The sequence below is a fragment of the Streptococcus sp. sy004 genome, from assembly GCF_007859205.1.
Lineage (GTDB): Bacteria > Bacillota > Bacilli > Lactobacillales > Streptococcaceae > Streptococcus.
Window position 1 is genome coordinate 116,296 of record NZ_VOHP01000003.1, and the last position, 12,352, is coordinate 128,647.

Annotated in this window: 13 protein-coding genes; 3 read left to right on the forward strand and 10 right to left on the reverse strand. The window is 36.2% G+C overall.

Translation table 11 applies throughout. The features are described from left to right. Window positions 1–102: 102 nt before the first annotated feature. The 7 genes from FRX54_RS04220 to yfmF are packed head-to-tail and all read right to left on the reverse strand — an operon-like array spanning window position 103 to window position 6,610. Window positions 103–900, reverse strand: coding sequence for an energy-coupling factor transporter transmembrane protein EcfT (locus FRX54_RS04220; RefSeq protein WP_146461386.1), 798 nt, complete (start codon window positions 898–900; stop codon window positions 103–105). Further along, on the reverse strand, window positions 893–1,735 hold the full coding sequence (locus tag FRX54_RS04225) for an energy-coupling factor transporter ATPase (RefSeq protein ID WP_146461388.1): 843 nt from the start codon (window positions 1,733–1,735) through the stop codon (window positions 893–895). Before FRX54_RS04225 ends, FRX54_RS04220 begins: the two co-directional genes overlap by 8 nt. Continuing rightward, window positions 1,711–2,556 carry an energy-coupling factor ABC transporter ATP-binding protein gene (locus tag FRX54_RS04230; protein WP_186652490.1) on the reverse strand — a complete coding sequence of 282 codons (846 nt, stop codon included), beginning with the start codon at window positions 2,554–2,556 and terminating at the stop codon, window positions 1,711–1,713. The genes FRX54_RS04225 and FRX54_RS04230 overlap by 25 nt, the downstream gene beginning before the upstream one ends. Further along, the gene (gene pgsA, locus FRX54_RS04235) at window positions 2,553–3,098 is read right to left on the reverse strand and encodes a CDP-diacylglycerol--glycerol-3-phosphate 3-phosphatidyltransferase (RefSeq protein WP_146461391.1); all 546 of its coding nucleotides are present in this window, start codon (window positions 3,096–3,098) and stop codon (window positions 2,553–2,555) included. Before pgsA ends, FRX54_RS04230 begins: the two co-directional genes overlap by 4 nt. Window positions 3,099–3,106: 8 nt before the next feature. Beyond that, window positions 3,107–4,021 carry a RodZ family helix-turn-helix domain-containing protein gene (locus FRX54_RS04240; protein ID WP_146461393.1) on the reverse strand — a complete coding sequence of 305 codons (915 nt, stop codon included), beginning with the start codon at window positions 4,019–4,021 and terminating at the stop codon, window positions 3,107–3,109. Window positions 4,022–4,078: 57 nt separating this feature from the next. Beyond that, complete coding sequence (yfmH, locus tag FRX54_RS04245; RefSeq protein WP_146461395.1) at window positions 4,079–5,365, reverse strand: EF-P 5-aminopentanol modification-associated protein YfmH; 1,287 nt, start codon at window positions 5,363–5,365, stop codon at window positions 4,079–4,081. A gap of 3 nt (window positions 5,366–5,368) precedes the next feature. Further along, window positions 5,369–6,610: an EF-P 5-aminopentanol modification-associated protein YfmF gene (yfmF, locus tag FRX54_RS04250; RefSeq protein ID WP_146461396.1), complete on the reverse strand. Its 1,242-nt coding sequence runs from the start codon at window positions 6,608–6,610 to the stop codon at window positions 5,369–5,371. A gap of 109 nt (window positions 6,611–6,719) precedes the next feature. Here yfmF and yaaA point away from each other — a divergent pair, with 109 nt between their 5' ends. Together yaaA and recF are read left to right on the forward strand one after the other, a co-directional pair. Continuing rightward, complete coding sequence (gene yaaA / locus FRX54_RS04255) at window positions 6,720–7,094, forward strand: S4 domain-containing protein YaaA (protein ID WP_146461447.1); 375 nt, start codon at window positions 6,720–6,722, stop codon at window positions 7,092–7,094. A 1-nt stretch (window position 7,095) separates the two neighbouring features. Further along, window positions 7,096–8,193: a DNA replication/repair protein RecF gene (gene recF, locus FRX54_RS04260; protein WP_146461397.1), complete on the forward strand. Its 1,098-nt coding sequence runs from the start codon at window positions 7,096–7,098 to the stop codon at window positions 8,191–8,193. 18 nt (window positions 8,194–8,211) lie between these two features. Here recF and FRX54_RS04265 read toward each other — a convergent pair whose 3' ends face one another. From FRX54_RS04265 to trpS, 3 genes are all read right to left on the reverse strand, one after another. Continuing rightward, a complete protein-coding gene (locus tag FRX54_RS04265; RefSeq protein WP_146461398.1) occupies window positions 8,212–9,084 on the reverse strand; it encodes a GRP family sugar transporter in 873 nt (290 codons plus the stop codon). 50 nt (window positions 9,085–9,134) lie between these two features. Further along, window positions 9,135–10,277, reverse strand: a complete 1,143-nt coding sequence (locus FRX54_RS04270; RefSeq protein ID WP_146461399.1) for an IMP dehydrogenase — start codon at window positions 10,275–10,277, stop codon at window positions 9,135–9,137. A 71-nt stretch (window positions 10,278–10,348) separates the two neighbouring features. Next, window positions 10,349–11,368: a tryptophan--tRNA ligase gene (trpS, locus tag FRX54_RS04275; RefSeq protein WP_146461400.1), complete on the reverse strand. Its 1,020-nt coding sequence runs from the start codon at window positions 11,366–11,368 to the stop codon at window positions 10,349–10,351. A gap of 107 nt (window positions 11,369–11,475) precedes the next feature. On the opposite strand from trpS, the gene FRX54_RS04280 reads away from it, so the two are divergent. Beyond that, entirely contained in the window at window positions 11,476–12,345 is an 870-nt protein-coding gene (locus FRX54_RS04280) for a YitT family protein (protein WP_146461401.1), read from the forward strand. Window positions 12,346–12,352 lie beyond the last annotated feature (7 nt).

Consider the following 12,352-nt stretch of genomic DNA (forward strand, 5'->3'; position numbering starts at 1 on the left):
CTTCATCTTACCTGCCTTATATTACTAATAAATTAGTTTCTCGTTAAAAATATTACAAAAAGATTGCCACAAGACTAAAAAAACGCCTTTTAAGGCGTTTTTTTAATTAGTTTTTAGTAAGAATAATAGCACAGCTAACATCAACAGACCTAAGATTAAACTACTATCTGCTTGTTGCCATTTTAAGACACGATACTTACTACGACCTTCTCCACCTTGGTAACCTCTAGCTTCCATAGCCAAGGCCAAAGCGTCTGCTCGCTTAAAACTAGAAGCAAAAAGAGGAATTAAGATAGGAACGGTTGAGCGAATACGTTGTAATAGATTTCCTTCGCCAAAGTCCACTCCTCTTGCTTTTTGAGCTGTCATAATTCGAGTGGCATCGTCCATTAAGGTTGGTACAAAACGTAAACTTAAAGAAAGAATTAACCCAATTTCATGAACAGGGACTTTAAATCGCTTGAGTGGACTAAGTAGTGATTCAACCGCATCTGCTAGACTAAGTGGTGGTGTTGTCAGCGTCAATAAAGTGGACACGCAAGTAATCAAAATGAAACGCATAAAAATTAAACCAGCTTGTGCCAAACTATAATCACTAATCTTAATCAAACCCCAATCAAGGAAGACCGTTCCACCTCTTGTAAAAAAGAGTTGAAAAACCGTCGTAAAAAGAATCAAGGCAAACATAGGTTTCAAACCATTAAAAAAGAAAGATAGTTTAATCCCTGACGCTAAGATCATCAAAAGAGTTGCCCCAGCTAAAATTAAGTTAGTAAGTAAATTATTAGCCCAAAAGATAATCAAAAGATAAATAAACATCGCCAATAATTTACTTCGTGGATCTAAACGATGAACAAGAGACTGACCAGGAATATAACGTCCTAAAATAAATTTATCCATACTTCATCATCTCCACAAACTCTTCAATCGTAATCGGTAAATGTTCTAAGTTCATCCCTCTATCTGATAAGGTCTTAGCAAACTGAGTAACTTTAGGCACACCTAACTGTTTTTCTTCTAGAAATTCAACTGATTGAAAGACATCCTTAGGTGTTCCTTCTAAAACTAATTTTCCTTTTTCTAACACATAGACAAAATCAGCATAATCAGCAACATCATCCATAACATGTGTGACCAAAACAATGGTTAAGCCAGACTGATGTAGTTCTTGAAACAAGGTCATCAGCTCTCTACGACCTTTTGGATCAAGACCAGCCGTTGGTTCATCTAACACTAGAACACTAGGGTTCATGGCTAAAATCCCTGCAATCGCAACCCTTCTCATTTGACCACCAGATAGGTGAAATGGATTTTTTTCAAAAAGATCTGCTGAAATACCTACTAGGGCTAATTTTTCTTTCGCAATGCTTTCTGCTGTCGCTTGATCGACACCAAAATTTTGTGGTCCAAAAGCCACATCTTTCAAAACCGTTTCTTCAAATAACTGACTTTCTGGAAATTGAAAAACCAGACCTACTTTTTGACGTAACGAACGAATATTAGTTGGCTTGGCCTGTTTGGTAATGACCATTTCATCAACCAAGACTGTCCCTTCTGTCGGCAGATTTAGACCATTTAATAGTTGCATGAGCGTTGATTTGCCAGAACCTGTATGTCCAATAAAAGCCGTATAGCTGCCATTTTTAATCTCAGCGGTTACATCAAAAAGGGCTCGCTCTTCTAAAGGCGTCCCCACTTGATAGGTAAAATCTACTTGCTTGAGGCTAATTCCCATAATCTATCTCCTAATTCTTCTTCTGTCATATAATCAAAATCAGATAAGACACCTGCCTCAATCAAGGACATCTGCAATCGAGAACTAAATGGTTGATCCAGACCTAGATCTAATAGATTTCTATTTTCTTCTGAAAAAAGTTCTCTCGGACTAAGATCAAGCTCCACTTGACCTTTTTTCATCACTAAAACACGATCGCTTAGATTCACTTCATCCAAATCATGCGTAATGGAAATCACGGTTAAACCATAAGTGTCACGAACCTTTTTAATCAAAGACATGACCTCACGACGCCCATTTGGATCCAACATACTGGTAGCTTCATCTAAAATCATAATGTCAGGTCGCATAGCAATCACACCAGCAATGGCAACACGCTGTTTTTGCCCCCCAGACAACCTTGCTGGTTCTTTGTCTCTAAATGCTGACATTCCAACCATTGCGAGAGCTTCAGTGATTCGATTTTCCATTTCGTCTTTACTGAGTCCTTGATTTTCTAAACCAAAAGCAATGTCATCTTCCACAGTTGCACCAACAAATTGATTATCGGGATTTTGAAATACCATACCAATTTGACGACGAATCTGCCATAAATTTTTCTCAGTCAATTCTTGACCAGAAATATAAATCTGACCACTTTCTGCTGATAAAAGACCGTCTAATAATCTAACTGTCGTTGACTTACCAGAACCATTATGACCAATAATAGACAACCATTCTCCTTGTTTCACGTGAAACGATAACTCTTTTAAAAGATAATTCTGATCGTCACTATCGTATTTAAAATTAAGTTTGTTAACATCAATTATGATTTGACTCATTTGAAGGTACCTTTAAATAAGAAGCTAGCTCCTTTAAAATAATCATAACCAGAATAAATCGTAAAAAACAAGGCAACATAAAGTAGGACAGTCCCTAACACAGACCAACCCAATAATAAAAAGATAATAGATAACATTTGAGTGGTTGTTTTAATCTTTCCTGGCATAGCAGCAGCCAGCACTTCTCCACCTGTTTCAACTAAAAGCAAACGAAGACCTGTTACTGCCAACTCACGACAAATAATTACCGCACTCAACCAAGCTGGGGCTAGGTCTAAGCCCACCAACATGATAAAAGCACTCATTACCAAAATTTTATCGGCCAGTGGATCAGCAAATTTACCAAAATTAGTCACAACCTGCCATTTACGAGCCAAATAACCATCCAAATAATCCGTTAGACTGGCAAATGCAAAAATAACCGCAGCCCAAATTTGATAACTAGCTCGATGAGGTAGCGAAGTCAATATTAGAAAAACAGGGATTAAAATAATTCGCAAAAGCGTTAAAAGATTGGGGATATTTTCCTTTTTACTAAACATAAAAACCTTTATTGTTGTATTGTCAATGTTACATAACTTAGACTAGAAGTTAATGCTGATAAATCAAGTTTTTGCCCATCAATCGTGACAGCCAATCCTTGGGCATTACCTAAGGTCAAAACTGTTGATACTACATCTTGCGGTAAGGTGACTTGATACTCTAGATTATCAGGTGTCAATAAAGCACCTTGCTCTCCTAGTTGATCGGTGTAAGCAGCAACCCAGCTCTCTTCCCCTTCTACAAGTTGAAAACTAATCACAACTTCTGAACTTGGATTACTCAAGGCTACTTCCAAGTTATCTTCTCCACCAGTAGTTGTCAAACTCGGTTGAGAAGTACTTGCAGACGCTTCTGTGCTAGCAGACGCACTACTTTCAGACTCACTTGAAGATGATGACACCATCGAATAGGAAGGCTGAGTCGTTGGTGTTAGATTATTCTGCATTTGCTGCCAAGTGATATAAGCCAAAAAACCGACAATGGCTAAAGAAAGTGCTAGTAAGGTCAAGAAAGGAAGATAGGATTTTTTTTCATCCTTATGACGACTACTCCTTGTTTCCACGATAGTTTCAGTTGCTACAACTTCTTCAACCGTATCTCTTTTAACAATCCCTAATGACTTTTGACTGCTTTTTGAGTCAGTGTCTTTTTTAGTAAAATCAACTTTTTCTTGTGACTGTTGCTGACTTAATTTCATGTTACGATAGCCATGAATTAAAGACACACCATCCAAATCAACAACCTCAGCATACTGCTCAATAAATGAATTAACCGATTCCTGTGGCAGTAACTTAAACTGATCCATCTCCATGGCCAAAAGATAGTGACGAGGAACCTCAGACAGCTCTGCTATTTGTTCTAAATCATACCCTTTTTTTGTTCGAGCTTGCCGTAACAACTCACCAATACTTGCTTCTCTCATACTTGTTCTCCTCAATCATCTATACTAGTAAATTATATCAAAATATCTTCTTTTGCACTACTGGGGAGAAATCGTAAATTCTGTCATCTCCGCTTCTTTGAGAAATTCTCTGCCAATAGTAACAACGTCTGCTAAAGTCAACTGCTCTAGCAAATCAGCCATAGTCAAATAGTTAGAACCATCTGCAACATAACTTGAAAATTGGCTAGCCAAGTGCGATACATCATCCAAACTGCGTAAAAATTCACCATATAACTCTCGCTTGACCAAATTAAAATGTTTTTCAGTCAAATCCATCATTTGCTCTGTCTTACTCAATTTTTGCTTTAACAAGCGAGCCATAGCGATTGGCTCTTCTGTATCTAAGAAAAGAAGAACAAAGGCAAAACGAGAACCTAGCTCAATCTCAAAATCAAAAGAATCATCAATTTTACCTGCTTCATACCAATCTTGATAGCTTTTTGACATCCAACCAAATAACATGGCAAAAAAGAGTTGCAAAGCTAATTTTTGTTTCAAGAGAGATTGACTATTATAGCTACTTCGAATCCCCAAAACTAATTTAGGCTTACTAATATCTGGTACACTTACTGTGCGTTTCGGAATAACTTGGGTCTTAGTCAATGGTGTTCGACAACTATCTGACCTTCCCATGTTGCTAAAATGACGTTTCTGACTCTTGTCAATGTCATTGTAAACCTCGTTGACATCGAAGTCTCCTACCAAAACCAAAGACATATTTTGTGGTTGGTAAAAATGAGCATAGTTTTCCTGTAAATCTTTAATTGACAAGGTTTTGATTTCTTTTTTACGTCCAGCAATATCTTCTGCCAAATTCGTTTCTGGGTAAAGATTTTGTAAAGCGCCTGAGTAAAGCAAGTAATCCGTATCATCTTGATACATGTCAATTTCTTGTGCGATAATTGCTTTTTCTTTCTCAACTGATTCTGCTGTAATTGTTAGACTTGAAATCAACTGAAAAAGTAAATCAATATTCTGACCAATCTGATCCCTGGCAGTAAAGTAGTAGCTTGTTTGTTCAAAACTAGTAAAGGCATTGACCTCCGAACCCAATTTTACAAATTCAAGAGCCCCATCTTTACCATCAGCTAACTCAAATAATTTATGTTCTAAAAAATGAGCTACTCCTACTGGATAACTTTTTTCCTGACCATTAGACAAGGTCAATTGGTTGTCAATAGAGCCAAAATTAAGACTTAAAACACCTGTAACTTCCTTAAAATCTTCTTTGGGTAATAGGTAGATCATAAAACCATTATTAAAAGTATAGGTGTAAAGTTCTTGAGCAATTCTAGGATGATTAAGTTTATTAAGCGCTGACAATCACTAGCTCCCTTCTAAAAAATAAATGGCTTGTAACTTAATCTGATTAGCCAGAGCCACCACATCTTCTTTACTAATTTTATCAAGTTCATCTAAAATTGTTTCCAAAGATTGACTACCACAATAACGCTGATGATAAAATAAATCGACTAAAGTTTTTTGGTGATCTTCCAACAATATCAGATTATTTCGCAATAAAGTCTTAGTCTGTTCCAAAAGATTGATAGAAAAACGAGCTCTTTTAAAGTCGTTTAGTTGTTTTTGAATCAAACGCAAGGTTATCTCTCTATCCTTAGCATCAATCCCTGCGTAAACCTGTAAAGTTTTTGTAAATCTATCTGTAAAGCTGCCAATATGGTAAGATAAACCTTCTTTTTCCCTAACTTCTGTAAATAGTCGAGAATGTGAGAATGAACCAAACATGCCATTCAACACAAGTAAGCTAAAGTCCTGAGACTTTTCTTGATTATTTATATCGAGATTGTAAACAAGTTGTAAAACAGATTGTTGATTATGACTTTGCTCTACTTTTTGCTTGACAACATTAGTATAAGGTTGATCATAAAAATAATCCAAGCTGACTTGACGTTCTTCTAAAGGATATTGATGAACCAGCTGAACAATTCGATAAGCATCAACATCACCGACCACAAAAATATCAACTTGATCTTCTTGAATCATTTTTTGAAATTCTTGATAAACCGTATAAGAATTCTCTTCTTCAACCAAATCTAAATCTGCATAGCTTGGCAGAGCTAATAAATCGTCTTCAAAAAATAGATGTTTTGCTTGATAATCACTGTAAATAAAAGAGTCTTCCATGTCTAAACTAATCGCATGAAGTAAGTTAGCCTTTTCACGATTAAAAAATTTTTGTTGATATTGAACAACAGAAACCAATGGATTAAAAAGAATGTGAGATAAAAAATCAAATATTTCTACTAAAATTTCTTCTCCCATACTGTAGGGATCTGAAACAAAGTTAATATCAATATCTAGTACATGAACCTTGCCTTTAGTTGACACCTTAGTTGACAAAGTTGCTCCATAAAGATGTGCCAACTGTTGTCTAAAAACTTGCAAATTAGGATACTTAGCATTGGCTGTTTCAAGTAGTTGGGCTATCAAAGCACGACGGGCAAGTGTTTGTCGCTTCAAAGGAGTGGAGAAGCGAAAGGTAATATGATTCGTCTTAAATTTTTTAGTCTGAACGACATGCAGGTTAACACCTTTTACAATTTCCATTGTCCTTCTCCAATTGAATAGTATCGTTTTTCATTATACCATTTTATCCCTTCCTCGCCCACTAAAAATGACGAAACGTGTTATAATATTAAATGAGAGGTAAAATATGATCAATTACAAATTATTTAGTGACTATATTACATTACAAGCTCTTTTAAAAGAGCAAGGAATTATTCAAACAGGTGGTGCAGTGAAAGCATTCTTAGCAGAGCACACTGTTTTGTTTAATGGAGAAGATGAAAAACGTCGAGGTAAAAAAATTCGTCTTGGTGATATTGTCGAACTTCCCCAACAAAACATTAAAATTATCATGGTTGAGCCTAGTCAATCAGAAAAAGAACAGTATAAGGCTGAACAAGAAGAAAAAAAGAGGGTTGCAGAATTAGTTAAAAACTTAAATAAAAACCAAACCCAAAAAATAAGCAAGCCAATTAAAAAAACAAGTCAAAATAAAAAGAAACCTGTCCGTTTCTCAGGTACTTAACATGTGGTTGCAAAACTTAACATTAAAGAATTTTAGGAATTATCAAGATTGTCAGGTTCAATTTTCTCCCCACTTAAACATCTTTCTTGGTCAAAATGCTCAGGGAAAAACTAATTTTTTAGAAGCTATTTATTTTTTAGCCTTAACCCGTAGTCATCGAACAAGATCAGATAAAGATTTGATTTGTTTTAATTGCGATACTGTAAAGTTGACGGGAGATTTACAGAAGTTGACATCATCTGTAAATCTTGATATTCAACTTTCTAGTAAGGGACGCATTATCAAAGTCAATCATCTTAAACAGGATAGATTGTCTAGCTATATCGGTACGATGACTATTGTTATCTTTGCTCCAGAAGATTTACAACTGGTTAAAGGTTCCCCTAGCCTAAGACGTAAATTTTTAGATATTGATTTGGGACAAATTAAACCAATTTATCTGGCTGACTTGGCTCAATATAATCATGTGCTTAAACAAAGAAATAGTTACCTTAAAACGACTAAACAAATCGACAGGGATTTTTTAGCAGTTTTAGATGACCAACTTATTCATTTTGGAAGTCGAGTCATCAAACAAAGACTAGATTTTATCAAACAATTAGAACAAGAAGCCAACAAACATCATACTTTAATTTCAAATGATTTAGAAAGGCTGACTATCAGCTACCAATCAAGTTTCAAATTTGATCATGCCAATCATTTAGAAGATTGTTTTAGACAAGAATTACTTGATTCTCGAGAGAGAGATTTATTCAAAAAAAATACTGGTCTTGGTCCTCATCGTGATGACTTGCAATTTTTTATCAATGACATGCCTGCTAGTTTTGGCAGTCAAGGACAGCATAGAAGCTTGATTTTATCCTTAAAAATGGCTGAAATCAATTTAATTAAAAAAGTAACTGGCGATTTTCCTATTTTATTATTAGATGATGTGATGAGTGAATTAGATAATTATCGTCAAACCAAATTATTAGAAAGCATTGATAAGGATGTTCAAACCTTTATTACCACTACTAGCCTAGACCATCTCAGCCATTTGCCAGAAGATATGACAATTTTTGATATTCATGCTGGTAATATTCAAAACAAAAGAAGTTGACAATACTGTCAACTTCTTTTAGTATGATTTTACAACACCTAACAAGACTGCACCAATAATAAAGCAACTGATACCGATTAAAACCCATTTCATTTCCTTCTTGGTCTTTTTCTCCCCTAAAACGAGAATACCACCAATAATAGCAATTACTGCACCTAGTTGAGAGAATGAAAAAGCAATCGCTAAGCCGGCTTCTTTTGCCGCAAAAAGCATAAAAATATTACCAAAACTCCATAAGATACCTACCAAGGCATTTTTCAAAACTACTGGTTCAAAATTAACTTGAAACTTCATGAACATGACTGCCCCAAATACCATACCAAAAGACATTGGAAGAATCGCTGAAATTGGATCCAGATTGACAATGTTGTTAAAAAAGACTGTGTAAGAAACATAACCCAGGGTTGAAGTCGTTAGAGCTTGGAAGCCTTTTTTAAAATCACGAGGCTGACTATTATCAAGAACTTCTTTATCTGGATCTTGCTTACTCGAAAAGTAAAAACCAACTAGTAAGAAAATCATAGCAATCATTCCTAAACTATACTGAATCGGTTTTGTCCATTCTTGAAAAGCAAGAACTCCAATCAAACTACCAACAACTAATTGACTACCACTTGACAAGGGATTAGCAACTGATACTCCCATATATTGCATAGACTTAAATTGTCCATTTTGACCAACTGCCCAAAGAATCCCCCCTATAATACCAAACAACCATGTTGACCAAGTCAAATCTGGTCTAACAACCAAATAAACCGTCGTTGCAAATAGTACTGCTCCCAAGGTTACACCAAAGGTTTGCTGATTTGCATTACCACCTATTTTGTTACTAATAAAACCAAGACTTCCCCACGCTACCATGGGAACTAAAGCATATAAAATTCCTATCATTAATTTTCTCCTTTACAGTATTAAAAGAACTGGGTAAATCAGTTCTTTTCTTATCTCATTGAATAATTTGGTGCTTCATTCGTAATTTGAACATCATGTGGATGACTTTCAATTAAACCTGCACCACTCATTTCAACAAATTGTGCCTTGTCATGTAATGCTGCTAAATCACCTGCACCAACGTAACCCATCCCTGAACGAATGCCACCTAACATTTGGAAAACAATATCAGCAACAGCACCTTTATAAGCTACACGACCTTCAATTCCCTCTGGAACCAACTTATTAGCTTCATTGACTGCTCCTTGGAAGTAACGATCACTTGACCCTTTTTTCATCGCTGCAATTGACCCCATACCACGATAGGCTTTGAACTTGCGTCCTTGGAATACCACCGTTTCTCCTGGTGCTTCATCAGTTCCAGCAAACATTGACCCTAACATAACAGCATTACCACCTGCTGCCAAAGCTTTCACAATATCACCTGAATACTTAATACCACCATCAGCGATGATTGTTTTACCGTATTCACGCGCCACACCTGCTGCATCATAAATAGCAGTCACTTGTGGTACGCCAACACCTGCAACCACACGAGTTGTACAGATTGAACCTGGACCAATCCCTACCTTAACAACATCTACACCTGCCTCATACAAGGCTCTAGTTCCTTCAGCAGTAGCTACATTACCTGCAATAAGTGTTTTATCTGGGAAGGTCGCACAAATTTCTGCAATCTTACGCAATACTCCTGCTGAATGACCATGAGCTGTATCTATGACAATAGCGTCCGCACCTGCCTCAAAGAGAGCTTCAGCACGTTCAAAGGTATCCGATGTGACACCCACTGCTCCTGCAACCAATAGACGACCAAATTGATCTTTTGCTGCATTAGAAGCCTCAATAACATCTATTGATTCTTTTACCTTAGTTACCTCATCAGCTTGCTCTTGGATTGACATATTTTTATGGATAACACCTAAACCACCCGCACGAGCAATAGCGATAGCCATTTTACTATCAGTTACAGTATCCATAGCAGCAGTGATAATCGGAATATTCAAGACTAGATTATCAGCTAACTTGGTCTGAAGATCGATTTCATTTGGTAGGACATGACTCTCCGCTGGAATCAGTAAAACATCATCAAATGTAAATCCTTTTTTCAAAAACTTGGTGTCCCAATTTGACATGACAGTAGCTTCCTCTTTTCAAATGTATTTTTATTATTATAGCAAGTTTTGTAGGTTAAGTCATTAGGCAATTAAAAATAATTGATGCCCATAGCAGCCTTAACCTCTGAGAGCGTTTGAGCAGCTTTTTGTCGAGCTACCTGACTACCTTTTTCTAACATATTGTAAACTTCACCCATATCCTTAGCATAGTCTAAACGTCGTTTGCGAATAGGGGCTAATTCACGCTCTAAAATTTCTAGTAGGTAACGTTTGGTCTTAACATCACCCAAACCACCACGTTGATAGTGTTCTTTCATTTCCTCTATGGTATCAGCATCTTCTTTGCGACCAAATACGTCTAAATAATGAAAGACCATGTTGCCTTCAATTTGACCTGGATCTTCCACTCGAATATGATTAGGGTCTGTGTACATGCTCATAACTTTTTTCTGTACTGTATCCATATCATCTGCTAGGAAGATACCATTATTTAGCGATTTAGACATTTTAGCATTGCCATCTAAACCAGATAAGCGACCTGCTGCTTCATTTTCAGGATAAATTCCTTCAGGCTCAACCAAAATATCTGTTTGATAGGTATGATTAAAACTACGAACAATTTCGCGTGTTTGCTCAATCATCGGTTTTTGATCGGTTCCAACAGGAACAAAATTAGCCTTAAAAGCTGTAATATCAGCTGCTTGAGCAATAGGATAAACCAAAAATCCAGTTGGAATCGACTCACCAAAGCCTTTTTGTGCAATTTCTGTCTTAACTGTCGGGTTTCGCTCTAACCGAGCCAAAGAAACCAAATTCATATAATACATGGTTAATTCAGCTAATTCTGGAATTTGACTTTGAATAAATATCGTAACTTTTTTGGGATCAAGTCCAATAGCCAAGTAGTCCAAAGCCACTTGACCAATTGACTCACGTACTTTTAGTGGGTCTTTAGCATAGTCAGTTAGGGCTTGCTGATCGGCTAAAAAGACAAACATGTCATATTTATCTTGATTCTGTAACAAAACACGATTTTTCAAACTACCTACATAGTGACCAATATGAAGCTGACCAGTCGGTCGATCACCTGTTAAAATAATTGGTTTCATACCAAACTCCCTTATTTTTTATTCCTCATTAGATTATACCACATATCTTGACAGCAGCTAGTGGCTTGGGGCATAATAACAAGGGAAAATTGAACAAGGAGAAAAAAATGAAACAAACTCTGAAAAATCTAGTCTTAGTGACTCTTGGTTCATTCATTGCAGCTAGTGGCTTTAACACCATGTTTTTAGACAATCATATCGCTTCTGGAGGAATGATTGGCCTATCTGTTGTTTTCAAACAACTCTTTGGACTGAGTCCATCAGTTTTTCTCATGTTTAGTAATCTTCCCTTACTCTTGATGTGTTACTTTTTATTAGGAAAATCAGTCTTTATTAAAACAATTTTTGGTTCTTTAATATATCCTTTTGCCATTCGATTAACAGCTGACTTACCAACTATCACCAAAAATCCACTCTTAGCTGCTATCTTTGGTGGTGTTGTCGTTGGTTTTGGGCTAGGTTTAGTTTTTAGAGGAAATTCATCAACTGGTGGAACAGGAATTATTACTCAAATCTTACATAAATATACGCCACTCTCATTAGGTGCTGCTGTCATTATCATTGATGGCATCAGTGTTTTAATGGGCTTAATTACCTTTTCTTACGACCAAGTCATGTATTCGACATTAGCTCTTATCGTTATCAGCTCTATTATTAGTCAAATAGAAATTGGCTTTAATACTTCTAAAACTGTCATGATTATTTCTAACAAAAATATACTCATCCAAAAACATATTACAACGGTTACTGATCGAGGTGTCACCATCATTCCCATTCAAGGGGGGTATTCTACCGTTCAGAAAACCATGCTCATGACCACTATTTCGAGCTATGAGTTTCCTGCCTTACAAAAACATATTTTAGCCATTGATAAAACAGCTTTTATTGTTGTCATGCCAGCCAGTCAAGTTTTTGGACGTGGCTTTAGTATAACCAAGCATTATCTAAGGGAAGAAGATATTCTTCTACCTATGTAGGTTGACA